Origin of the sequence: Microvirga flocculans ATCC BAA-817 (genome assembly GCF_000518665.1) — a bacterium.
GTDB lineage: Bacteria > Pseudomonadota > Alphaproteobacteria > Rhizobiales > Beijerinckiaceae > Microvirga > Microvirga flocculans.
The window spans coordinates 54,773-78,996 of the sequence record NZ_JAEA01000013.1 but is presented as its reverse complement, the minus strand read 5'-3'; the positions used below and the strand labels follow the sequence as shown (position 1 = coordinate 78,996).

Below are 24,224 nucleotides of genomic sequence, written 5' to 3'. Positions count from 1 at the left end.
GGGCTGGCTTTCTCATGCTAAGACTCCGCGCGGCGATCTCAGCGACCGGCCGGAGGCAGGCTAATCGACAACTCCCAGGAGCTTGCGCGCTTCGGTGCTCTCAGTGAGGCGTTGGCCCAAATAGCGGGCGCCATCCTCGGTGAGATGGCCTCCATCGAACGAGATCAGCTTGCCGTCCCGTGTGAACGGACGACACTTGGTGCTGCTTCCACAGAGAAGCTCGGAAATATCGAGGAAGTCCTGCCCGAGCGTCTTCTTCATCAGGTCGTTCGTTCTGACATGCGCGCGGCGCATGTTCGACTCGAGCTTGATGCGCTCCTTTTCCGGCATGGAGACGAGCTGTCGCAGATTGACCCTGCCCAGGTCCTTTCGTCCCACGACGATCACTTTCTTGCCGAAATCCCTCTCCAGGTTCCGCTTGCTTTCAGGCAGCAGCAGCGCCTGCCATTCTCTCCAGCTCCCGATCACCCAGATCGCATCGGCCTCTTTCATCCGTTCGCGAAGCTGGTCATTGGCATATCCGTCCTGCGTCCTGCAGAAGGCGCGCTCCTTCGGATCGATCTTGGGCAGCAGATCGATGGTAAGGTAAAGGTTCCCACAGCTAGCACTGATGCCATAGGTCGAGAATTGAAGGCTTCTGTTCAAGCCGGCCTCATGCACGGCGTTGAGGAAGTCGGCGGAATAGCTGTCTCCGATGACGAGAACCTTGCGCCCACCTTTTGGATCGAACGGCTTGAGTAGCCGCTCGTTGAAACGGGCCCAGACGTAATCTTCGCGCTGATCCATCGGAAGGGTAAGGGATGCGTCTTTTGGGGAGTACCTTCCTGCAAAACCTTCGGTCGCATGCCCGACCCAGCCGAACAGGCCGAGAAGAGCGCTCCCCGCGAGCGAAAAGGCGAAGATCTGCCTGCGGCTCACCATGTTCCGGTCCCGGAAGGGCCGCTCCAAGTAGCGCCAGCTCAAAGTGGCGAGCACTCCTGCAAGGCCTGCCAGCATCAGCAGCTCATACCAAGTGATGTCTGGGTCGATATAGCGCCCCAGAGCAAAGAGCGGCTGGTGCCACAGGTAGAAGCTGTAGCTGATCAAGCCGATCCCGACCGGTACTTTCCACCCCAGGACGCGCCCGACCCACGTTTCTTGCGACGCGCAGAGGATGATGAGCCCAGCGCCTAATGTCGGAAGAAGCGCGTAGACGCCGGGAAAAGGCGTGGTCTCGTCGAAGAAGACGATCGCAGCGACGATCAGGGCGAGGCCTAAAAGACCTCCGGCCTCGTTGATGGCTCTCGTTGCAGCTTCCGACCGACCCCAGGCGATCTGGCGGCCGTAGACGTAAAGGCTGATCAGGGCGCCGATCAGCAGTTCCCAGCCGCGCGTCTGGAGCAGATAAAAGGTCTTGACGGGATTCTTGAGCGAACCGGTCTGTGCGGCAACGAAACTGGCGACGCAGAGAAGGGAGAGCCCGATCATGGCCCAGCGTCTGCCCTTGCGCAGAAGCAACAGCAGAAGCAGGGGGAAAATCAGGTAATACTGCTCTTCGACGGCCAAGCTCCATGTATGCAGGAGCGGCTTCAGCTCGGTGACCGTGTCGAAGTAGCCGCTCTCCTTCCAGAACAGGATATTCGAGGAAAAGAAGGACACGAAGGCGACGCTCTGCGCAAAATCCTTCATATCGCCCGGGAGCATCCACAGCCAGGCAAAGGGAATGGTCGCGATAATGACGAGAAAAAGGGCCGGCAGGATGCGCCGGGCGCGGCGCTCATAGAAACGCAGGAAACTGAATCCGCCAGCGAGTTTCTCGCCGAGGATGATCGATGTGATCAGGTATCCGCTGATGACGAAAAAGACGTCGACCCCGACGAACCCGCCGCCGAAGCCTTTAAAGCCCGCGTGAAAGAAGACGACCGACAGAACGGCAATCGCCCGCAAGCCATCGATCTCGCGCCTGTACTGCACCGCTGATTCGTCCCCGCATTCCTTACGCTAAGTCAATATGAAACAAGGGCTCAAGTGTACAGGGTGACGTAACGACCGGTCTGAGGCGATTTGACATCAAGGAATCAAGGACGGCAGTTTGCCTTTTTCATGAGCGGGGAGGGTGCGATGGCGGATCGGAACGAGGTGCACAAGGGCGAGTGCCGGTGCGGGCAGGTCCGGTTCCTAGTCGAGGGGCCGCCCGTCATGACGATGGCGTGCCACTGCACGGGCTGTCAGCGCATGACCGCCAGCGCCTTTTCCTTGAGCGCTTTTTATCCGAGCGCGGCTTTCCGGGTTCTCCAGGGCGAGCCGGTCATCGGCGGCCTGCATGGTCCGACCCGGCACTTTTTCTGCCCTCATTGCATGAGCTGGCTCTTTACCCGGCCCGAGGGTCTGGACGACTTCGTCAATGTCCGCACCACGATGCTCGACGATGCCGGGCGCTTCGTGCCGTTTATCGAAACCTTCACCAGCGAGGCGCTGCCCTGGGCCAAGACTCCGGCCATCCACAGCTTCGAGAAGTTTCCCCCGATGGAGAGGTATCCCGAACTGGTAGAGGATTTCGCGAGGCACCGGGCCTGAGCGCGCACCCCTGCATTTTCGTCGGGAGGGGCCCGGAGATCGAGAACCGAGACGTCACCGGCCCCGGAATATTTGTTTCGGGGGCCGGTGGTTCGGTCGAAGGGCGATCTTGTCAGACGGTCTCTGCAGCCGTCGAAGCCGGCTCCCCGACCTGAAGCACGGTCAGGCGCTTCAATTCCCCCGTCCGTGTGGTCCAGTCGATGGATTGCCCTAGCGGAAGGCCGATGAGGGCGGTTCCGATCGGCGTAAGCACCGAAATCTTGCCCTGCGATATGTCCGCCTCATGCGGATAGACGAGGGTGACCGTCTGAACGCGCCCGGTCATGTCGTCCCGGAACTCGACCTGGGAACCCATCGAAACGATGTTGGTCCGCTGCTGCCCCTTCGGGAGGACCTGGGCCCGGTCCAGTTCGTTGGCAAGCTCTGCTGCCACCTCGGGCATCGTGTGCTGCGCAGCCTCGGCGAGAACCGAAAGCTTCTCGTAATCGATGGACGTCAGCGTTATCCGCGGCTTGGATGAGTCGGCTGTCTTCTTGGCCATGTCATGTCTCCTGTTCGTTGAGTGTTGCGGCATCTCAGGCCGCAGTCGGTCCGGGATCGTCGTCGGTGGAAGGCCGCAGGCCGGCAGGTTGAGCCGTAAGCCGGCTACGCGGCCGCAGCGGGACGATCTTTCCGTCGTGTCGACCCACGCTCGAAAGGCGGGGCTCCATGGGTCTGTCGAAGCGCTTGCTCATGCCCTCGTCCTGCCTTTTCAGGGCACGGTCGATGGCAAGCGCCGTTCCGAGAACCTGCGCCAGGAACTCGGAGGAAGGGGCCTGCGGATCGGGGCTTGCCTGCTCTGCAGGCAAGACGCCCGGCCGATGGGCCGAACGGGCATGGCGCTGTTCCGACGGGCGGAACACAAGGTGGAGCAAATTCCGAAGCATGTCGCCGCACCGGATGAGCTGTCATCCGGCCTCACAAGATGTCCGACTATGGGTTCTGGTATCTTGGAGCGCCCCGAGCTCGGGGTGCGGACGCACGTTGAGCCCGGGGCTACTTGCCCGCGATGAGGTTGCCTGCCCGATGCAGGCCGCGACGGTTTTGTGCGAAGCTCAACATGATGAAACGAGGCTCCTACACCTTGCCTGTTTTGTCAAATGACCCGGAAGCGGGCGCGGTCGAGCAGGCTGTGCGGGAACCGAACCGCGAAAGGCAGCCCCGCCATCAGAGCATTTGCGATTGGGCTCCGAACGTCTTAAATCAGGCGCTCAACAGGAAGGGGCAGGGCCCCTTTGCCCAAAAGGTTCAAGCTTCATGGCCGTCGTTCTCGACCTTCTGAACAAGGATCAGCGTCCCCGTCATCCGGAAAAGGCGCACCGGCCGGATCAGCCTGTTCAGCAGCGTAAGCCCGAATGGATCCGCGTGAAGGCCCCGGGCTCGCCCAAATGGGCCGAGACCAACCGGATCGTGCGCGAGAACAAGCTCGTGACCGTCTGCGAGGAGGCGGGCTGCCCCAATATCGGCGAGTGCTGGGAAAAGAAGCACGCCACCTTCATGATCATGGGCGACACCTGCACCCGCGCCTGCGCCTTCTGCAACGTGAAGACCGGCCTGCCCGAGGCTCTCGATCCGCACGAGCCGGAGAATGTGGCCAAAGCCGTTGAGAAGCTCGGTCTCGAGCACGTGGTCATCACTTCGGTGGATCGTGACGACCTGGCCGATGGCGGCGCGCAGCACTTCGCCGACGTGATCCAGGCCATCCGTGCGCGTTCTCCGAAGACGACCATCGAAATTCTCACCCCGGACTTCCTGAGGAAGCCCGGCGCGCTCGAGGTCGTGGTGGCGGCCAAGCCCGACGTGTTCAACCACAATCTTGAGACTGTGCCGTCGAAATACCTGAAAGTCCGCCCCGGCGCGCGCTATTTCCACTCTATCCGCCTGCTCCAGCAGGTGAAGGAGCTCGATCCGACCATCTTCACCAAGTCCGGCATCATGGTGGGCCTTGGCGAGGAGCGGAATGAGGTTCTCCAGCTCATGGACGACCTGCGCTCGGCGGACGTGGATTTCATGACCATCGGCCAATACCTCCAGCCGACGAAGAAGCATCATCCCGTGATCCGCTTCGTGACGCCGGACGAGTTCAAGGCCTTTGAGACGACCGCCTATGCCAAGGGATTCCTTCTCGTCTCCTCGACCCCGCTGACGCGCTCCTCGCATCATGCGGGCGAAGACTTTGCCAAGCTGAAGGCGGCCCGTCTGGCGAAGCTCGCCTGAGGCTCCGGTTCAGGGCATGCAGCGCATTCTGGTCATCGGCAGCCCAGGCGCGGGCAAGAGCACTCTGGCGAGCCGCATCGCCGGGCGGCTCGACCTGCCGCTGATCCATCTCGACCGGGAATATTTCGGCCCCGGCTGGACCATGCCGACCAAGCCGGAATGGCGGGAACGGGTGGCGACGCTCGCCGCTCGGCCGTCCTGGGTCATGGACGGGAATTACGCCAGCACCTTCGACATTCGCGTGCCGAGAGCGACGGCCATCGTCTGGCTCGATCTGCCCCGCTGGCGCTGCGCTGCCGGGGTGCTCTGGCGGGTGGCGGAGAATTATGGCCGCGCCCGGGCGGACCTCGGCCCCGATTGCGTCGAGCGCTTCGACTGGTCGTTCATGCGCTGGATCTGGGACTATCCCCGCAGGATGCGGCCGAAGACGGCCCGCATGCTGGAACGTCTGCGTTCCGACCAGCGGGTCTATGTCCTGAAGTCCCGTTCCGAGATCCCGGCCCTGGAGGCCGAGCTCACGACCCTTAGAAAGGCCGCTTGAGCATGCCGACCTTTCGCACCTCCCGGATCGTCAAGCATACGCCGGCCCAGATGTTCGCTCTTGTGGCCGATGTCGAGAGCTATCCGGAGTTCCTGCCCCTCTGCGAGGATCTGCGGATCGTCCGCCGGGTTCAGAGCGGGGAGGGCGTCGAAACCCTCGTGGCCACCATGTCCGTGGGCTACAAGGCGATCAGGGAAAGCTTTACGACGCGGGTGACGCTGGACGATCCCCGGCTGAGGATCAACGTCGAATACGTGGACGGGCCGTTCAAGTATCTCGAAAACCGCTGGACCTTCCGCGAGGCGCCCGCCGGCAGCGAGGTGGAGTTCTACATCAATTACGAATTCAAGAGCTTCGCCCTCGGTGTCCTGATGGGCAGCGTCTTCGACAAGGCCTTCCGCAAGTTCACCGAGGCCTTCGAGGAGCGGGCCGACCGGATCTACGGTGCGGCCTCCCAGGCCCGCCTCTGATCAACGGATCGCCTGCTCCAGAAGCGCCAGGGCCTCCTCCACCGCCTTGCGGCGCACGGTCGCCCGCCCCAGGTCGCCAAAGCGGCGTTCGAGATGGACCGTCGGCGCGCCCTTCCTCGCCAGGCCGAAATGGACGAGGCCGACGGGCTTCGTCGCGTTTCCGCCGGTCGGGCCCGCGACTCCCGTAATGCCCACCGCCACATCCGCCTGCGAATGGGCCAGCGCCCCCTCGGCCATGGCGCGCGCGACAGGCTCGCTTACCGCCCCATGGGCCGCGATCAGGTCGGCGGGGACGCCGATCAGCTCCGTCTTGGCCTCGTTGGAATAGGTCACGAAGCCCCGTTCGACGACGGCGGAGGAGCCGGAGATTTCGGTCAGCAGGGCTGCCACCAGCCCCCCCGTGCAGGATTCCGCCGTGGCGATTTTCAGGCCTTTCCGCCTGTAGGCATCGAGAAGCGCCGCGGCGCGGCCTTGCAGATCGGCGATCATGGATGGGTCTCCGGCAGCCTGACAGTCGCGGCCGCCTGCGCGGCAAGGCCTTCGCTCCGCCCCGTGAAACCCAGCTTCTCGGTCGTGGTCGCCTTGAGCGAGACCTGATCCAGGCGCAGGCCTGCGATCTCGGCGATGCGCCGGCGCATGGCGTCCCGGTGCGGTCCGAGGCGCGGCTTCTCGCAGAGCAGGGTGGCGTCGAGATGATCGACGATGCCGCCGCGCTCCCGCACCAGATTGACGGCGTGAGCCAGGAACCGGTCGGATGACGCGCCGCGCCATTGCGGGTCGCTCGGCGGGAAGTGGGTGCCGATATCGCCGTCGGCGAGAGCGCCCAGGACCGCATCGGTGAGGGCATGAAGGATGACGTCCCCATCGGAATGGGCGATGGCGCCTCGGTCGTGGGGGACCTTGATCCCGCCGAGCCAGACATGGTCCCCTTCGCCGAAGGCATGGACATCGAAGCCGGTGCCCAACCGGGTCACGTAAGACATTGTATCGCCTCTCAAGCGCCGCTCGGCTTCCTGGAAATCGGCCGGATGGGTGAGTTTCACATTGCCGGGGTCGCCGTCGAACACATGGACCGGCAGACCTGCCCATTCCGCCAGGGCTCCATCGTCGGTAAAGGCGTGAAGCCCGGCGGCCGCAGCCTCACGATGGGCCTTCAGGAGCGGAGGAAAACGGAAGGCCTGCGGGGTCTGAACCGCCCTCAAGCGAGCCCGGTCCGGCGTCGAGACCACCTCCGACCGCTCACCGACAATCTTGATCGTGTCGGTGACGGGCGTTCCAGGAACGGCGGCGTCCCAGCGCTGGGCTGCATCCACGGCCCGGTCGATGAGCTGCGGTCGGATGAAGGGGCGGGCGGCGTCATGGATAAGCACGATCTGCGGAGCCGAAGCCGTTAGGGCCTCGAGCCCGTTCCGAACGGAATCCTGCCGCGTTTCCCCGCCATCCACGCAAGGCAGAAGGGCCGCCGAAGAGAGATGCAAGCCTCCGGTTGCCGCCTTGTAGAGTTCGCGGTCATCCGGGTGAATCACCACGATCGTCTGGTCGATCCTCGGATGGTCCAGGAAGGCGGAGAGGGTGCGCGCCAGAACGGGTTGCCCCTGGAGCATCCGGTACTGCTTCGGAAGCCCTTCGCCGGCTCGCGAACCACGTCCTGCTGCAACGATAAGGGCGGCGACTGACATTCAGGGAAACTCTCCGTTGCTAGCGCTGTCGCTGTCCTAAGCGCGACACCGGAATAAGGCAAATCCACTGCAGGAAGGACTTGCACCGCACTGCAAAATGGCTATTGATTAGGCACAATGGATAGTGATCAAAAAATAGGCTGTGGCGGCTTCAGCGTCGGCTCGGTTGCGGTCGGGTCCGCAGCCGTTCTAGCGCCTCTCTCCGGCGTCACGGACGTCGCCTTCCGGCGCATCGCCAAGCGCCTGGGGGCCGGACTCGTCGTTTCGGAAATGGTCGCCTCCGACGAGCTCGTTCAGGGCTCGGAAGAAGCGCAATTGCGCGCGGAAGGGACCGGAATCGAGCCGCATGTGGTTCAGCTGGCGGGTTGCGAGCCTCGCTGGATGGCGGAGGCCGCCCGGGTCGCCGAGGGGGCCGGGGCGCGCATCATCGACATCAACATGGGCTGTCCGGCCAAGCGGGTGATCGGCGGCTATGCGGGATCCGCCCTCATGCGCGACCTGGACCATGCCGCCCGGCTGATCGAGGCGACTGTCCAGGCGGCCACGGTTCCCGTGACGGTCAAGATGCGCCTGGGCTGGGATCATGGCACGATCAATGCGCCGGAACTCGCCCGCAGGGCGGAGGCTCTCGGCGTGAAGGCGGTGACGGTGCATGGCCGCACCCGGCAGCAATTCTACAAGGGCAGGGCCGATTGGGGCGCCATCGCTCCGGTCGTGGAGGCCGTCCGCATTCCCGTGATCGCCAATGGCGATATCGGATCGCTGGAGGAGGCCAGGGCCTGCCTTTCCCGGTCGGGCGCGACGGCGGTCATGATCGGACGCTCCGCCATGGGGCGCCCCTGGCTCGTCGGCCAGATCGGCGCGGCCCTGGAGGGGCGGGTCCTTCCCGATCCATCCCCGGACGAGAAGGCGGCCGTCGCCATCGAGCACTACGAGGGCCTTCTTGCCCTCTATGGCGAGAAGACCGGCATCCGCCATGCCCGCAAGCATCTCGCCGCCTATGCGGATGCAGCCGCCGCGTCCGGCTTTCAGGTCGCGCCGGGCGCGCGCATGGAACTCGTCACATCCGAGGAGCCCCGAACCGTGATCACGCTGTTGCGCTCCCTCTACGACCGCCAGGAGCGGGAAGCGGCATGACGGCCATGACCGTGAACGACCAGATCATGAATGCCTTGCCGATTCCGGTTCTCACCGTGGGGCCGGAGCATCGGATCGTTCATGCCAATGCGGCCGCCGAGGCCTTCTTCGAGATGAGCCTGCGCATGATGCAGCGCCAGAAGCTCAGCGACTTCCTGCCCTTCGGCTCGCCCGTTCTGGCGCTCGTCGACGACGTTCGCCAGCGGGGCTCCAGCGTCAGCGAGCACCGGGTGGATATCGGCAGCCCGCGTCTCGGCGCGGAGCGTATCGTGGATGTCTCGGCATGCCCCCTGGGCGATGACAGCGACGATGTCGTCATCATGCTTCAGGAGCGGACGATTGCCGACAAGATGAACCGGCAGCTCACCCATCGCGGGGCCGCCCGGTCCATCACCGCGCTCGGCGCGCTGCTGGCGCACGAGATCAAGAATCCGCTCTCGGGGATCCGGGGCGCCGCCCAGCTCCTCGAGCAATCGGCCAGCGAGGACGACCGCCTGCTGACCCGCCTCATCTGCGACGAGACCGACCGTATCGTGAAGCTCGTCGAGCGGATGGAGCTTTTCGGCGAGGAGCGTCCGGTGGAGCGGGGCCCGGTCAATATTCACGGCGTTCTCGACCACGTGAAGCGGCTCGCCCAGTCGGGCTTCGCCCGCCATATCCGCTTCGTCGAGAATTACGACCCGTCGCTTCCTCCGGTTCTCGGCAGCAGGGATCAGCTGATCCAGGTGATCCTGAACTTGGTCAAGAATGCTGCAGAGGCCATCGGGATCGATGCGCCGGATGGCGAGATCATCCTGTCGACGGCGTTCCGCACGGGCGTGCGGCTCCAGGTTCCGGGCTCCCAGGAGCGGGTCAGCCTGCCGATCGAATTGAGCGTCATCGACAACGGTCCCGGCATTCCGTCCGAGCTGATGAGCGATCTCTTCGATCCCTTCGTCACAACGAAGGTCCAGGGCAGCGGCCTCGGCCTGGCGCTCGTTGCGAAGATCGTGGGCGACCACGGCGGCATCGTGGAATGCGAGCCGGCGCCTCGTCGCACCGCCTTTCGAATTCTCCTGCCGATGCACCGCGCCGATGACGGTCGCGGGGCCGATCTATGAGGCTAAAAAATGCCGAGCGGACAGATTCTTCTTGCCGATGACGATGCCGCCATCCGGACCGTCCTGAACCAGGCCCTGTCGCGGGCAGGATACGAGGTCCGGTCGACGAGCAACGCCGCAACCCTTTGGCGCTGGGTCTCGCAAGGGGAAGGCGACCTCGTCATCACCGATGTGATGATGCCTGACGAGAACGCCTTCGATCTCCTCCCTCGCATCAAGAAGATGCGGCCCGAGCTTCCGATCATCGTCATGAGCGCTCAGAACACGTTCATGACGGCGATCAAGGCCTCCGAGCGTGGCGCCTACGAGTATCTGCCGAAGCCCTTCGACCTGAAGGAACTCGTGGCCGTCGTCGGCCGCGCGCTCTCCCGTCCGCGAAACGTTCCCTCCGGCGCCAGTCCCGCGCAGGAGAACGAGGATATCCCCCTCGTCGGGCGTTCGCACGCGATGCAGGAAATCTACCGGGCGCTCGCCCGCCTGATGCCCACCGACCTGACGGTCATGATCACGGGCGAGTCCGGAACCGGCAAGGAACTGGTCGCGAAGGCGCTTCATGATTACGGCAAGCGCCGTCAGGGGCCGTTCGTGGCCGTGAACATGGCGGCCATTCCGCGGGAGCTTATCGAGTCCGAACTCTTCGGACACGAGAAGGGCGCCTTCACGGGGGCGACCGCGCGCAATACCGGCCGCTTCGAGCAGGCCGAAGGCGGAACCCTGTTTCTCGATGAGATCGGCGATATGCCCATGGAGGCGCAGACCCGCCTGCTGCGTGTCCTCCAGCAGGGCGAGTACACGACGGTCGGCGGCCGGGTGCCGATCAAGACCAATGTCCGCATCGTGGCCGCGACCAACAAGGATCTGCGCGTCCTGATCCAGCAGGGGCTTTTCCGCGAGGACCTTTATTTCCGGCTCAACGTGGTTCCTCTGCGCCTGCCGCCCCTGCGCGAGCGGGTGGAGGATATCCCCGATCTCGTACGCCACTTCTTCCTCCTGGTGGAGAAGGAGGGGCTCGCCCGCAAGCAGCTCGACGTGGAGGCCATGGACCGCCTGAAGCGCTACCGCTGGCCGGGCAATGTGCGCGAGCTGGAAAACCTCGTGCGGCGTCTGGCGGCCCTCTATCCCCAGGATACGATCACGGGCGCCATCATCGACGCCGAACTCGATTCCCAGCCCCTCCTGCCGCCGCAGCCGGTTGGCAAGGCCTCGCAGACGGGCCAGACGCAAGCCTCCGAAGGGCTGTCGGATGCGGTCGAACGCCACCTGAACGAGTATTTTTCCGGTTTCCGGGACACGCTCCCGCCTCCCGGGCTCTATCACCGCGTCCTGCGGGAAATCGAGGGCCCTCTGATCGGGGCGGCCCTGGCCGCCACCCGGGGCAACCAGATCCGGGCGGCGGAGCTGCTCGGGGTGAACCGCAATACCTTGCGCAAGAAGGTGCGGGACCTGGAGCTCATGGTGGTCCGCTCGAACCGGAGCTAGCCGATCATACGACCGCTCCGGGCAGTGCTCTCGTCCTCGGCCGGGGCGTGAGGGGCTGTAATAATTTGACCACAGTGTTGTGTTGGTGCATCACCCCATGACAGGGGGGCCGTTCAAAGGCTCCTATCTTGCGGGGCCTCAGTCTTGAACGACCAGGACACTATTGCACAACGTCAGGCGGCGGAGCCGTCCCAGAGCGGCCTCGGCTGGCTGGGCTACGGGGCCGTGCTCTCGGCCCTGGCGTCGGCCCTCGCCACTTTCCTGATTCTCTCGGGCGCCACGCCGCTGCTGCCCACCCACAACGTGGTCGTGTGGGTGTTCATGCTGAACGGCGTGCTGATCGCCCTGCTGATCGGAATCGTCGCATGGCAGGCCCGAAAGCTGGTGCGCGAGCGCAGGGCAGGGGCTGCGGCGGCGGGCCTTCACGTGCGGATCGTCGGGTTGTTCAGCCTGGTCGCGGTTCTGCCGGCCATCCTGGTCGCAGCCGTGGCGACGGTGACCCTCGAACGCGGTCTCGACCCCTGGTTCACGGGTGCGCTCAAGGACCTCATGACCAATACGGTCTCCATTGCCCGCTCCTATCGGGAGCTGCAATGCCGCACGCTTGCCCGTGAAACCCAGCTGATGGCGGCGGACCTCAACCGCGCCAAGGTTCTCTACGATGCCGACCGCAATCTCTTCCGGGAATTCCTGAACTCCCGCGCGACCTTCCTCGGCTTCCCCCTCACCATGATCCTGGAGCCCGACGGCACGGTGGTCGAGCGTTTCGAGGCCAAGAAGCTCGAAGGCGTCCCCATGCCGTCGCAGGCGGATCTGGAGGACGCGAGCAACAAGGAGGCTCTTTGCCTGTTCCAGAGGTCGGGCAACATCTTCCGCTCCGCCCTGAAGCTCGATGCCCATGGAGGGCGTGTGCTCTACGTGGCCCGCGAGGTGGATCCGCGCGCCATCGAGTTTCCCCAGGTCGCTGAGGCGGGCGTGGCCTTCTATGAGGCTCTCGACCAGAAGAAGGCCGGCATCCAGATCGCCTTCGCCTCCATGTTCACGCTGATCGCGCTGATCGTCCTCCTGTCGGCGGTCTGGTTCGGCCTGAACTTCGCAAACCGCCTCGTCGCGCCCATCCGCCGCCTGATCCACGCGACCGACCAGGTCGCCACTGGCAATTTCTACGTCCAGGTGCCCGTGAAGCGGGGCGAGGGGGATCTCGGCCACCTGGGCGAGACCTTCAACAAGATGACCTCGGAGCTGCGGCGGCAGCATGACGGCCTGACCGCCGCCAGCGACCTGATCGACCGCCGCCGGCGCTTCACGGAGGCGGTCCTGGCTGGCGTCTCCGCCGGGGTGATCGGCGTCAATGCGCGGGGGCTCATCACCATCGTGAATCCCTCGACCGAGGCCCTGCTCGGCACCTCCCGCGAGGATCTCCTGGGCAAGCCCATCGCAATGGTCCTGCCGGAGGTGGCGCCGCTCGTCGAAGAGATGAGCCAGGGCCGTCAGCGCCTGATGCAGGAGCAGATCCACATCGCCCGCAAGGGCAAGGAGCGGACGATCAATGTGCGCGTGACGAGCGAGCAGACCCGCAGCGAGAAGCGTGATCTCGTCATCACCCTCGACGACATCACGGACCTCGTGCTGGCGCAGCGCACCTCCGCCTGGGCGGACGTGGCGCGCCGCATCGCCCACGAGATCAAGAATCCCCTGACTCCGATCCAGCTTTCGGCCGAGCGCATCCGCCGCAAGTACGGCAAGGTGATCACGACGGACCGCGAGGTGTTCGATCAGTGCACGGACACGATCGTCCGCCAGGTCGACGACATCAAGCGCATGGTCGATGAATTCTCGTCCTTCGCCCGCATGCCGAAGCCGACCATCGGCAACGAGGATCTCGCCGAAACGATCCGGCAGGTGATCTTCATGATGAAGATCGCGCATCCCGAGATCGAGTTCGTGGATCAGGTTCCGCCAGGGCCGCTGGTCGCGTCTTTCGACCGGCGGCTCGTTTCCCAGGCTCTCACCAACATCGTCAAGAACGCGACGGAGGCCATTACCGCCGTTCCCGAAACCGAGCGAGGCCAAGGGCGGATCGCCGTCCTGCTCGACAACACGCATCCGGACTACCTGATCATCGCCGTCACAGACAACGGCAAGGGCTTCCCGGTCGAGGGCCGCCAGCGCCTTCTGGAGCCCTACATGACGACCCGCGACGGTGGGACCGGCCTGGGGCTTCCGATCGTCGCGAAGATTCTGGAAGACCATGGGGGCGGGATGGAACTCGCCGACAATCCCGCCGGCCGGGGCGGTCAGGTCCGCATGTGGATCCCCAAGACGAAACACGCTGAATCGGAAGAACCATCGGCCGCTTCCGGCCGAAACGAGACCCGCAGGACAAGCCTATGAGTGCTGATATTCTCGTCGTCGACGACGAAGTCGATATTCGTGAGCTGGTAGCCGGCATCCTTGAAGATGAGGGGCACCGAACCCGGACGGCCGGAACGTCGGACGAGGCCTTGGCGGCCATCGAGACGCGGCGTCCGCACCTCGTCTTTCTCGATATCTGGCTGCAGGGAAGCCGGTTGGACGGCCTCCAGGTCCTGGAGATCATCAAGTCCCAGCACCCGGATCTGCCGGTGGTGATGATCTCCGGCCATGGCAATATCGAAACCGCCGTTTCTGCCATCAAGGCCGGTGCCTACGACTTCATCGAGAAGCCGTTCAAGGCGGATCGCCTCGTGCTTGTAGCCGAGCGAGCGCTCGAAGCGTCCCGCCTGAAGCGGGAGGTGCGCGACCTGCGCTCCCGCTCCGTTCAGGCGAGCCGCATCGCAGGCAAGTCCATCGTCATCAACCAGCTGCGGCAGGCCGTCGAACGCGCCGCGCCCACCAACGCCCGCATTCTGATCACGGGCGCGCCCGGTTCCGGCAAGGAGCTGACGGCCCGGACCATTCACAGCCATTCCACCCGCGCCAACGGCCCCTTCGTGGTTCTTTCGGCGGCGACGATCACGCCCGAGACCATGGAAGTCGAGCTTTTCGGGGCCGAAGGAGGCGAGGGCGGTGGGCGCCGCGTCGGCGCTCTCGAGGAGGCCCATGGCGGCACTCTCTACATCGACGAGATCGCGGACATGCCGCGCGAGACGCAGAACCGTATCCTGCGCGTTCTCGTCGACCAGAACTTCCAGCGCGTCGGCGGAACGACCCGGGTCCATGTCGATGTCCGCATCGTGTCCTCCTCCAGCCGCGACCTGCCCGCGGAGATTGCCGCGGGCCGCTTCCGGGAGGATCTGTTCCACCGGCTCGGCGTCATTCCGATCCGGGTGCCCTCGCTCGCCGAGCGGCGCGAGGATGTGCCCGAACTGATCGAGTTCTTCATGGAGCAGATCTCGTCCACGACGGGCCTGCCCAAGCGGCGGATCGCCGAGGACGCCATGGCGGTGCTGCAATCCCATGACTGGCCCGGCAACGTTCGCCAGCTGCGGAACAATGTCGAGCGGCTCATGATTCTCAGCTCCGGCGATCCCGATTCCGAGATCACGGCCGATATGCTGCCCTCGGAGATCGGCGCGCTCGTGCCGAGCACGCCGGGCGGGGCGGGCGGCGAGAAGCTCATGAGCCTGCCCCTGCGTGAGGCACGTGAGATCTTCGAACGCGAGTATCTGCTGGCCCAGATCGCCCGCTTCAGCGGAAACATCTCGCGGACGGCGGAGTTTATCGGGATGGAGCGCTCCGCTCTCCACCGGAAGCTGAAGTCCTTGGGGATCGGCAGCTAAGCGTTCTAGAGTAACAGCAGGTTGTATTTCTCCTGTCATGGGTTGGAAATGCAACCTGTCATCCACGGGAAAATATGCTCCGAGGGGGTAGAACCGTTTCGTCCCCCTTGCCGAACGCTGCCGTTCGCCCTGTAATAAGACGGCCGGTCACCGACCGCACGAAAGCGGACAACCATATTCAGGCGGCCCAATAGCCAAGACCGGCGGCCATGGGCTGGCGAGGCAACTTCAATGGCGGGCGATCGCGCGCAGAATCTTCAGGACACTTTTCTGAATTATGTCCGGAAGCAGAAAATCCCCCTGACGATCTTTCTCGTGAACGGGGTCAAGCTTCAGGGTGTGGTCACGTGGTTCGACAATTTCTGCGTCCTTCTGCGCAGGGATGGTCATTCCCAGCTGGTTTACAAACACGCCATTTCCACCATCATGCCAGGACAGCCCGTCCAGTTGTTCGACCAGATCGACGAGGCTGGCGAGAAGGCTTGAGGTGACGGAACCGCGGAGCCCCGGGGAAGAACGTCTCGTTCAGCTTGCCGAACCTGAAAAAGAGGTTGCGGCAGGGACCAGGACCCTCGTCGTCGGGCCTTATCTGACGCGCAGGCGGCGCTCATCGGCCGATGGGGGCGAGGGAAGCAATCCTCGCCCGCCCGAGGCTCGTCTCGATGAGATCACGGGCCTTGCCCTGGCGATCGACCTGTCCATCGTCCAGTCTCTGATCGCCCCTCTGAGCTCGCCCCGTCCGGCGACCTATATCGGCAGCGGCAAGGTCGAGGAGCTGGCGGGACTGATCCGCGCCGAGGAGATCGGCCTTGTCGTGATGGATTGCGCCCTCAGCCCCGTGCAGCAGCGCAATCTGGAGAAGGCCTGGGGCGCGAAGGTCATCGACCGCACGGGCCTCATTCTCGAAATTTTCGGTCGCCGGGCCCGCACCAAGGAAGGTACGCTTCAGGTCGAGCTCGCGCATTTGTCCTACCAGAAGGGACGCCTGGTTCGGTCCTGGACGCACCTCGAGCGCCAGCGTGGCGGCTTCGGCTTTCTCGGCGGTCCGGGCGAAACGCAGATCGAGGCCGACAGGCGCATGATCCAGGAACGGATGAACCGGATCGAGCGGGACCTGGAAGGCGTCGTCAAGACCCGTTCCCTGCACAGAACGAGCCGCAGGCGGGTTCCGTACCCGATCATCGCTCTCGTCGGCTATACCAATGCCGGCAAGTCCACCCTGTTCAACCGCATGACTCGGGCTGACGTCCTGGCCGAGAACATGCTGTTCGCCACCCTCGACCCCACTTCGCGCGCCATCGAGCTGCCCCATGGCGAGAAGGCCATCCTCTCGGATACGGTCGGCTTCATCTCGGATCTCCCGACGATGCTCGTAGCGGCCTTCCGGGCCACCCTGGAGGATGTGGTCGAGGCCGACATCCTGCTCCATGTGCGCGACGTCTCCCATGGTGAGACCGAGGCACAGGCCGAAGATGTCGCCGTTGTCCTGCGCGAACTTGGCATCGACCCCGAGGATACGCGGCGGATCGTCGAGGTCTGGAACAAGGCCGATCTTCTTTCCCCTGACGACCGGGAGAGGCTTTCCACCGCCTCGTACCGGACCGTCCCGGAGCGGCGGCCAATCCTGATCTCGGCGCTCACCGGCGATGGAATTCCGGAGCTGCTCTCCACCATCGAGCAGCACTTGGCCATGGGGCGTTCGACCTATGAGGTGGACGTCGCGCCGGAAGACGGGCAGGGGCTGGCCTGGCTCCATGAAAACACCGAAATCCTGGGACGCCGGACGCAGGAGAACGGGCATACGATCCTTCGGGTGCGCCTGGTGCCCGGCAAGGAACCGCGCTTCCTGAACCGTTTCCCCGAAGCACGGGTCCTATGAGGACGGGCCGGGCTCACGCTCGGCCATTTTCGCAGCCACCCAGAGCTGCTCCATCTCGTCCAGGGTAGCGTCGTCCAGGCTCCTGCCTTGCCTGGCGAGCGTCTCCTCGACGGATTTGAAGCGCCGTTCGAATTTTGCGTTCGTGCGGCGCAGGGCCTGCTCCGGATCGATGTTGAAATGGCGGGCGAGATTGGTGACGGAAAAGAGAAGGTCGCCGATCTCATCCTCGATCCGATCTCTGCTGCCGGTTGCGGATGCCTCTTTAACTTCCTCCAATTCCTCATGGATTTTATCGATGACCTGGGCGGAATCGGGCCAGTCGAAGCCGACCTTGGCGGCCTTGGCCGTCAGCTTGTGGGCGCGGGGCAGGGCGGGCATGGCGGTCGGAATCCCGCCGAGGAATCCGGCCTCGTGTGCCTCCGGCGGCAGGCCCATTTCCGCGCGCGCGGTTCGACGTTCCTCCTTTTCCTCCCGCTTGATCGAATCCCAGAGACTCTTCACCTCTTCGGGAGACAGGTCCTTGAGGTTCCCGAAGACATGGGGATGACGGCGGATGAGCTTTTTCGTGATCGCCTCCACGACATCGCCGAAGGCGAAGGCGCCCTGCTCCTCGGCCATCCGGGCATGGAAAACCACCTGGAGCAGCAGATCGCCGAGCTCGTCGCGGAGATCGGCCAGATCGCCGCGCTCGATGGCATCCACGACCTCATAGGCTTCCTCGATCGTATAAGGTCCGATCGATGCGAAGTTCTGCTCCAGATCCCAGGGGCAGCCGGTTCCGGGCGTGCGCAAGGCCGCCATGATTTCGAGGAGCCGGGTGATGTCTGAGGAAGGCTTCATGATGAAATCCCAAGTCGCTCTATGTCTGTCTCATAGCCTGAGGACAAAAGGCGGGGCTAGCTGGATTTGCGCCATCTCCTTGGGTTAGCGATGGTCGCGAAGGATTATCCATCAAAGTTGAGGCAAGGCTTATGAAGGCACGGGTCAGACTGGTCGACAGCATGATGTTCGTAGGCGAATCCGGCAGCGGCCACGCCGTCGTCATGGATGGAGCGCCAGAATATGGCGGGCGCAATCTCGGCATCCGTCCCATGGAGATGCTGCTCATCGGTCTCGGGGGCTGCACGGCCTTCGACGTGGTCCAGATCCTCCGCAAGGGACGCGAGAAGATCACGGATTGCGATGTGGAGGTCACGGGTGAGCGCGCCGAGACCGATCCCAAGGTCTTCACGAAGATCCACATCGAATACCGGGTCAAGGGCAGGGATCTGGCGCCCACCAAGGTGGAGCGGGCCATCCAGCTGTCCAAGGAAAAGTACTGCTCGGCCTCGATCATGCTGGGCGCCGTGGCTGAGATCACGCATTCCTGGACGGCGATCGATGAGGCCCAGGACACGGAAGCCGCTTCCTAGCTTCGCTTCAGCAAAGCCTGATCGAGATTTCAGCGTGGCCGGCCCGGCGTCCAGGGCGACTGGCCCGCTCAGGCCTATGCCGGCCAGGCTTATACGGTTGGGAAAAACGGGGCTGGAAGCTGTGAGCGCGACATTGGGCTGGATGCAGTCGCACTCGACGAACCCAGGTGCAGCTTCCTCCGTTGTCATACCGACAGGTGGCCGCGGGAACATTCGCGTGGGCGATGTGCTCTCGACTCCTGATGCGCGCCCACGAGCTGTCACCCGACACTCTCGCAGACCTGAGCGCCATTGCTTCGCTCTGTCCAATGCTGCGACAGGCCTTAAATTAGATTGCCGTTCATAACAGCTTCTCAGTGACAAGAAGTACAGCTCAAGCAGAGCATTACACGTCGCAAGAGCCTCGAAACGATGATGGCCTCCGATCGTGGCTCTCGATGGCTGCGTTAAAGGCGTACCTCTTCAGATGAGTTCCACGCTTCCTCTGCCATAAGCTATGATCGGCAAGTCTTGGTCAGCAGGACTGCTCTCATTATTCAGCGGCGTTTGAGCTTGAGTAAACAAGCATTTCAGCATCCGAATATGAAACAGGAAGACGTGTGTTGAACTTTCAAGCCGCCATGAAAGAGGAGAGTTTCGACTGTCTGACGGAACAGATAAATGAAACTCCTGAAAGGCGTCGCCTGGCGGTCATCGTTACTGAGTTCCCGAAGACGACCGAGACATTCATCATGCGGGATGTCGTTTCCTTTCATCAAAAAGGCTACGATATCAGAATATATCACCTCACACATTATAACCGGCACGAAGTCGTGCACGACTTCGCAAAGCAGACTCTCGGCTGGTCGAGAGATTTTGCATACCTTGCCTCCGCGGATGTGCTGAGTGCGTTCTTCCGCGTGCTTTTCAGGAAGCCGAGAGCTTTAGCAGAAATCATTCGGGACATCGTTTTTGGCAGCTTTTCGAACCCTGTGATGATGCTGAAGTCCATTTTCATTTTGCCAAAATCGCTTCGAATATCAGAAGATATCCTTGAATGGGGTGCCGATCATGTCCACGCAGCATATGCTGGGCATCCTGCGACATGTGCCTGGATCGTTCGTCGGGTGGCAGGCGTGCCTTTCAGCGTCAGTTGCCATGCCCATGATATTTTTGAGACGCGCGCTCTTCTGCGAACCAAGCTTCCGGAAGCTGAGTTCGTGCGCACGATCAGCGAGTACAATCGAAAATATATCCTTCAGCATGTTCCATCTCTTGCGAACAAGCCTCCTGTCGTCATCCATGTCGGCGCCTTCCTTGATGGATTGACGCCGCACCCAACGGCAACCTCCGCTCAATGGCGGGTGCTTTACGTCGGATCTTTGGAATCGCGCAAAGGAGTCGACCTTCTGCTGCGCGCACTCGCCTTGGCCGCGTTGGGTGATTGGCATTTAGACATTCTGGGAGATGGTCCGGAACGTAAGCGCCTGGAGAATCTTGCCGGGACACTTGGCCTCAAGGAGCGAGTAACGTTCAAAGGGGCACAGTCTAATGAAAGCGTCGCAGACGCCATGTCTCGATGCTCCGTCATGGTCGTTCCCAGCAGGATCGGACCGAGAAATCAAACAGAAGGTCTGCCGACAGTAATCGTCGAAGCTCTTGCTCATGAGAGGCCCGTGATCGCGACCCGACTGACGGGGATACCTGAGATCATTATTGACGGTGTCACCGGGTGGTTGTTCGAGGTCGACGACGTAAACGGTCTCGTTCGTGCGCTGGAGGATGTTCGCAAGCATCCGCAGGAAGCAAGATGCAGGGCCTCGCAGGGGCGAAACCTTGTCGTAAGCCAGTTTGATCAGGCTCAGAATGCAGAAGCGCTCCTATCGCTCATAGCTTCTTCGATCGATGAGAAACGACGGAGAAGGCCATGAACGGTCTCGACCTTGCAGGAATATTCTACAAGGACGACGAGGCTGAAATGGTGCCTTCTCGCTCCATGAATGTTGTCCTCATCATCGATGATCTTGCGATTGGCGGAGCTCAAAGAGTCTTCGAAGTACAACTCCGAACAATGCTGAATGGTCCATACTCGATCCGCGTCATCAATCTATCCGGACCCACTGCTGCATCTGAAAGGATAAGAGCGCTCGGAATTGACGTGGTCGATGTGCAGCAAAGAAAACTCTTTGATCTGTCGTCATGGAAGAGGCTGAGATCTCTTATCCAAGACTGGCGGCCCCAAATCGTTCATGCCCATCTAAACCATGCGACAATAACGGGCGCATTGCTGTCAAGGCTATCTGGTGCGCGTTTTGTCGTAACGCTGCATAGTCAAGGTCCTAAAGCGAAGGAATGGCGGACTTATGTAAAGAACGCGTTGGAACGAGCAGTCTTATGCTATGGTTCGGACCACATTGTGGCTTGTGGGCCGCGTGTAGCGAGAATGCAACGCAAGCGTGTCGGTCACACACCGATGAGTGTGATCCAGAACCGCATTGAGCCTCCTCCGCCATTGCCCCGGGAAGAGCGATATCAAGTGCGGTCTTCTTTTGGCTATGATTCTGAAGATCTCGTCGTGATATCGGTTGGAAGGCTGATCGTAGGGAAGGGCTTCGACATCCTTATCAAAGCATTTCGGGGTGTCGTTCATCGGTACCCGAAGGCTAAGCTTATAATCGTTGGTGGAGGAAACGAACATAATCATCTTCTCCAGGTCATCCACGACGAGCGGCTTGGAGCGCATGTCCAGCTGACAGGTTCTCGCTCCGATGTGGGGCGACTGATGGCAGCCTCGGATATATTCGTTCTTCCTTCTCTCTGGGAGGGACTTCCAATGACCTTGCTTGAGGCAATGGCCGCTGGATTGCCTGTCATAGCAACGGACGTCGGAGATATTTCGACGGTGATAGGGGACGGTGCCGGGATTATCGTGAAACCGGGCGACGAGCAAACTCTCGCGCAAGCTCTGTGCGAACTCTTAAGAGAGCCAGAAATACGTATTTGCATGTCAGAGAAAAGTAAAAGCGCGGTGAGAGAATACATCGACCTCGATGCATTCTCCAATGAGTTGCGAGCTGTCTATTTTGAAGACGCCGATGGAAGCACAACTCATGACTTCAGATAGCGCGCCCCCGATCGAAAGAAAAACAATTCTCATGATCGCGACCCGGGATTTGCGTGGCCGGATGACAGGGCGTAAGGCGGTCCTTCGCACGACTTCCGATAGCTTAGTCGGCTTGGGTCATCGTGTTCTTGTCGCGCATTTCGGAGACGCTCAACATAATATCCGCGATGAAGAAGCGAACCTAAATTCTCGAATTCAATACTTCAGTTTGATGGGGCCTCGCCCTTGGGAGCTTGTGCGTCAATTCGTTCTTGAGTTCCTGCCGGGGCGAAAGTCTCTGAACGAATGCCTCTATGCAAGCAAGAGAGCCGAGAAGGCCTTACGTAGAATTGTTCATGCTGAGAATGTCGAGATCGTTATCACGGACATGATACGAACCGTTGGCTATGGTGAGCTCCTGAACCTGCCATGGATAGCTGACCTCGATGATCTTCTTTCCCTGCGATACAGACGGATCGCTAAAGAGCGTCGAGGTCTCGATGGGCTTCTCGGCTATCATAAGGCTCCCGTCCTGCGTGCTCTGAGTTGGTTCATTCGCCCGGCAGCACGCATTATCCTGGATAAGGAAGCGACGATTCTTGAGCGGCGTGAAATCACCGTCGCTCGACAGGCAAACGTAACCTTAACGGTGAGCTCAGCAGAAGCCATGGCTCTTTCAAAGGCTTCGCTTCGGCCAGTCTCAGCGACGCCGTTCTGTGTGCAAGGTCCCGATCATATTGCGCCTCTCAAGACTCGGGTTCGACACTTGGTCTTCCTCGGAGGCATGAGCTATCAGCCTAATCGCAATGCCGTCCAGATGTTCGATAAACAGATATTAGGACAGCTTCGATCTTCAGGCATTCATGACATCACCTTGGATGTGATCGGCGAAGGCGAGGAGAGTATAAGGCGTGAATTCTCCCCCAACGTTCGCTTTGTGGGCTACGTCGAAGACTTGGATCACGAGTTGCAGAAATACAAAGCAATGCTGGTTCCAGAATTGCTGCAAGGCGGCATCAAGACAAAGATTGTGCATGCTGCGCTGAATGGCGTCGTCGTGCTTGCTCACGACTCGGCGATAGAAGGAATGGGTTTGGAGCGCGATATCAATGTCCTCACATGGTATTCCCCACAGGAACTTGCCGCGCTTCTCAGGCGGATCCAGGGTACCGACTCAACACTGGATAGAATTGCGGAAAACGCCTTGCGCTGGGCAACGGTTACATTCGGCGTGAAACAGGCAGAGGCCAAGTGGAAAGCACATCTGGAATCCTTGAATGAGTCTTGTCCAAAGACGTCAAAAGGAATCGAGATGAAAGCGACCGAGCTATCAAGAGCCTCTTAAATGCGTCCTTAAAACCCACGAACCAGGCCTCCGTAATGAGATTGTCTTGCGATCCATTTTTATAAGTCGAGGATGAGCGATGGCCATGCACCGGATGAAGAACCGACTGAACACATCGACAATGATATGGACCGCTGTCTTAGCAACTTTCGTCACGTGCACTCAAAGCAGTCTTGCCGCCGAGTATCGCCTTGCCTCTGGCGATACCATCGAGCTTGCGATCGCTAGCACAACGCAATCCCAGCAAAGAGCCGTGCTCGGCCTGGATGGCACGGTGTCGCTTCCTGTCTTGGGTGAGATCAAGGCAGCAGGGCTGACACTTTCAGAGCTTCGCTCCAAAGTCAAAGCGGAGATTCCGAAAAGAATGATCCGCCAGAGAACCGCAGAAGGTCGCGAATTGATTTTCACGCTTCTGCCGGATGAAGTTACCGTCAATATAGCCGAGTATCGGCCCATATATATCAGTGGTGACGTATCGAGAGCCGGCGAACAAGCGTTCCGTCCAGGGATGACGGTACGCCATGCACTTGCAGTCGCAGGCGGATACGATGCGATGCGTATCAGGCTTGAAAATCCATTGACACAGATGATGGACTGGAAAAGCGAGTATGAAGCGCTCCAGGCGCAGCATGCACAGGTCTTGCTGCAGATCAAACGGCTAAAGACAGAACTGGGGGAGGATTCCGAAACCAGCAAAAACGAACTCGAGAGAATAGGAATTTCCGAGGATCTTTTGGCTCAGATATCCGCGGTCGAGGATGATCGATATAACAACAGAACGGAAAGCCTCAAGAAGGAGACCGACTATATCAGGCGTAGGATCGTTCAGTCCGACACGCAGATCGGGATTCTGTCAGAGCAGCAGCAAAAAGAGAAGGAGGCCATGCAAAGTGATCTCGATGACTTGAAAAGCCTGAAAGAGTTTCATGATCGTGGAACCGTTCCAATTACTCGCGTGATGGATGCAAAACGAGCAAGTCTCGTGTCCGCATCGCGACTTCTTCAGACAATGGCGCAACTGGAGCAATCGCGTAAGGATCGTGAAGAGGTTGCGCGAAGCTTGGATAAAGTCGGGGAAGAGAGACGAGATAATCTTCTGCAGGAGCTCCAGAATGCAACAATCCAGTTATCTTCGATTCGCCCGCGCTTGACTGCGCTTCAACAAAAGCTCTTGGCGTTTAGCGGAAATTCTCGGCTGCAATCGTCGCGCGATTTCAGCAATCGCCCCGAAATTTTCATTACGAGAAAAGTGACCGATCGCTACGAGCGGATCACATCCAATGAGGATACTGAGCTGATGCCTGGCGATGTTATCGAAATTGCATTGCGAATGGATTGACTATGAACGCGTTCCATTTTTGCATGGGAGCATAAGTCTTCTCGTATAAACTGCTTTTTACTCACGGAAAACCGGATTTGCGATGTCGAGAAATGCTCTTCTCATGTAAGCGTGCTTTTTTAAAAAACGTGAATTACCTGAGTTCTGTTTCATACATCATACATCGCGATCATGCATATTGCGTCACA

At 61.2% G+C, this 24,224-nt stretch carries 22 protein-coding genes; 16 read left to right on the top strand and 6 right to left on the bottom strand.

What is annotated here, in order from left to right; translation table 11 throughout:
* Window positions 1-60: 60 nt before the first annotated feature.
* Window positions 61-1,953: an acyltransferase family protein gene (locus L879_RS23320; RefSeq protein WP_084021066.1), complete on the bottom strand. Its 1,893-nt coding sequence runs from the start codon at window positions 1,951-1,953 to the stop codon at window positions 61-63.
* A 147-nt stretch (window positions 1,954-2,100) separates the two neighbouring features.
* On the opposite strand from L879_RS23320, the gene L879_RS0115435 reads away from it, so the two are divergent.
* A complete protein-coding gene (locus L879_RS0115435; RefSeq protein WP_027316903.1) occupies window positions 2,101-2,556 on the top strand; it encodes a GFA family protein in 456 nt (151 codons plus the stop codon).
* Window positions 2,557-2,668: 112 nt separating this feature from the next.
* Here L879_RS0115435 and rnk read toward each other — a convergent pair whose 3' ends face one another.
* Both rnk and L879_RS0115425 read right to left on the bottom strand, forming a co-directional pair.
* Window positions 2,669-3,097 carry a nucleoside diphosphate kinase regulator gene (gene rnk, locus L879_RS0115430; protein ID WP_027316902.1) on the bottom strand — a complete coding sequence of 143 codons (429 nt, stop codon included), beginning with the start codon at window positions 3,095-3,097 and terminating at the stop codon, window positions 2,669-2,671.
* A 34-nt stretch (window positions 3,098-3,131) separates the two neighbouring features.
* Window positions 3,132-3,482: a hypothetical protein gene (locus L879_RS0115425; protein WP_027316901.1), complete on the bottom strand. Its 351-nt coding sequence runs from the start codon at window positions 3,480-3,482 to the stop codon at window positions 3,132-3,134.
* 370 nt (window positions 3,483-3,852) lie between these two features.
* On the opposite strand from L879_RS0115425, the gene lipA reads away from it, so the two are divergent.
* Genes lipA through L879_RS0115410 form a run of 3 tightly spaced genes read left to right on the top strand, consistent with a single transcriptional unit; the run spans window position 3,853 to window position 5,823 of the window.
* Window positions 3,853-4,812 (top strand): lipoyl synthase, encoded by a 960-nt coding sequence (gene lipA / locus L879_RS0115420; RefSeq protein WP_027316900.1) that lies wholly within the window; start codon window positions 3,853-3,855, stop codon window positions 4,810-4,812.
* Window positions 4,813-4,828: 16 nt separating this feature from the next.
* The gene (locus L879_RS0115415; protein WP_027316899.1) at window positions 4,829-5,353 is read left to right on the top strand and encodes a P-loop NTPase family protein; all 525 of its coding nucleotides are present in this window, start codon (window positions 4,829-4,831) and stop codon (window positions 5,351-5,353) included.
* A 2-nt stretch (window positions 5,354-5,355) separates the two neighbouring features.
* Window positions 5,356-5,823 carry a type II toxin-antitoxin system RatA family toxin gene (locus L879_RS0115410; RefSeq protein ID WP_027316898.1) on the top strand — a complete coding sequence of 156 codons (468 nt, stop codon included), beginning with the start codon at window positions 5,356-5,358 and terminating at the stop codon, window positions 5,821-5,823.
* On the opposite strand, the gene L879_RS0115405 is transcribed toward L879_RS0115410, so the two are convergent.
* Complete coding sequence (locus tag L879_RS0115405; RefSeq protein WP_027316897.1) at window positions 5,824-6,312, bottom strand: CinA family protein; 489 nt, start codon at window positions 6,310-6,312, stop codon at window positions 5,824-5,826.
* Window positions 6,309-7,502, bottom strand: a complete 1,194-nt coding sequence (locus tag L879_RS0115400; RefSeq protein WP_027316896.1) for a bifunctional 2-C-methyl-D-erythritol 4-phosphate cytidylyltransferase/2-C-methyl-D-erythritol 2,4-cyclodiphosphate synthase — start codon at window positions 7,500-7,502, stop codon at window positions 6,309-6,311. The genes L879_RS0115405 and L879_RS0115400 overlap by 4 nt, the downstream gene beginning before the upstream one ends.
* A 117-nt stretch (window positions 7,503-7,619) precedes the next feature.
* Between L879_RS0115400 and dusB the strand changes: the two genes are divergently transcribed.
* The 7 genes from dusB (at window position 7,620) to hflX (ending at window position 16,858) form a co-directional block, all read left to right on the top strand.
* Window positions 7,620-8,639: a tRNA dihydrouridine synthase DusB gene (gene dusB / locus L879_RS0115395; RefSeq protein WP_027316895.1), complete on the top strand. Its 1,020-nt coding sequence runs from the start codon at window positions 7,620-7,622 to the stop codon at window positions 8,637-8,639.
* Entirely contained in the window at window positions 8,636-9,739 is a 1,104-nt protein-coding gene (locus tag L879_RS0115390) for a two-component system sensor histidine kinase NtrB (protein ID WP_027316894.1), read from the top strand. The genes dusB and L879_RS0115390 overlap by 4 nt, the downstream gene beginning before the upstream one ends.
* Before the next feature lie 9 nt (window positions 9,740-9,748).
* Window positions 9,749-11,218, top strand: coding sequence for a nitrogen regulation protein NR(I) (ntrC, locus tag L879_RS0115385; protein WP_027316893.1), 1,470 nt, complete (start codon window positions 9,749-9,751; stop codon window positions 11,216-11,218).
* 144 nt (window positions 11,219-11,362) lie between these two features.
* On the top strand, window positions 11,363-13,612 hold the full coding sequence (locus L879_RS0115380) for a sensor histidine kinase NtrY-like (RefSeq protein ID WP_027316892.1): 2,250 nt from the start codon (window positions 11,363-11,365) through the stop codon (window positions 13,610-13,612).
* Window positions 13,609-14,979, top strand: coding sequence for a nitrogen assimilation response regulator NtrX (gene ntrX, locus L879_RS0115375; protein ID WP_027316891.1), 1,371 nt, complete (start codon window positions 13,609-13,611; stop codon window positions 14,977-14,979). The genes L879_RS0115380 and ntrX overlap by 4 nt, the downstream gene beginning before the upstream one ends.
* 231 nt (window positions 14,980-15,210) lie before the next feature.
* Entirely contained in the window at window positions 15,211-15,465 is a 255-nt protein-coding gene (gene hfq / locus L879_RS0115370; protein ID WP_009491222.1) for an RNA chaperone Hfq, read from the top strand.
* A 1-nt stretch (window position 15,466) separates the two neighbouring features.
* Window positions 15,467-16,858: a GTPase HflX gene (hflX, locus tag L879_RS0115365; RefSeq protein ID WP_027316890.1), complete on the top strand. Its 1,392-nt coding sequence runs from the start codon at window positions 15,467-15,469 to the stop codon at window positions 16,856-16,858.
* Here the strand turns inward: hflX and mazG are convergent.
* The gene (gene mazG, locus L879_RS0115360; RefSeq protein WP_027316889.1) at window positions 16,853-17,698 is read right to left on the bottom strand and encodes a nucleoside triphosphate pyrophosphohydrolase; all 846 of its coding nucleotides are present in this window, start codon (window positions 17,696-17,698) and stop codon (window positions 16,853-16,855) included. The genes hflX and mazG overlap by 6 nt on opposite strands.
* Window positions 17,699-17,829: 131 nt before the next feature.
* Here mazG and L879_RS0115355 point away from each other — a divergent pair, with 131 nt between their 5' ends.
* The 5 genes from L879_RS0115355 to L879_RS0115325 all read left to right on the top strand — a co-directional run bounded on the left by L879_RS0115355 (window position 17,830) and on the right by L879_RS0115325 (window position 24,036).
* Window positions 17,830-18,270 (top strand): OsmC family protein, encoded by a 441-nt coding sequence (locus tag L879_RS0115355; protein WP_027316888.1) that lies wholly within the window; start codon window positions 17,830-17,832, stop codon window positions 18,268-18,270.
* A 602-nt stretch (window positions 18,271-18,872) separates the two neighbouring features.
* Complete coding sequence (locus L879_RS0115350; RefSeq protein ID WP_154664229.1) at window positions 18,873-20,180, top strand: glycosyltransferase family 4 protein; 1,308 nt, start codon at window positions 18,873-18,875, stop codon at window positions 20,178-20,180.
* Window positions 20,177-21,373: a glycosyltransferase gene (locus L879_RS23315; protein WP_084021064.1), complete on the top strand. Its 1,197-nt coding sequence runs from the start codon at window positions 20,177-20,179 to the stop codon at window positions 21,371-21,373. The genes L879_RS0115350 and L879_RS23315 overlap by 4 nt, the downstream gene beginning before the upstream one ends.
* On the top strand, window positions 21,345-22,697 hold the full coding sequence (locus tag L879_RS23310; RefSeq protein WP_161634674.1) for a glycosyltransferase: 1,353 nt from the start codon (window positions 21,345-21,347) through the stop codon (window positions 22,695-22,697). Before L879_RS23315 ends, L879_RS23310 begins: the two co-directional genes overlap by 29 nt.
* 79 nt (window positions 22,698-22,776) lie before the next feature.
* A complete protein-coding gene (locus L879_RS0115325) occupies window positions 22,777-24,036 on the top strand; it encodes a polysaccharide biosynthesis/export family protein (RefSeq protein WP_027316882.1) in 1,260 nt (419 codons plus the stop codon).
* Window positions 24,037-24,224: the final 188 nt, after the last annotated feature.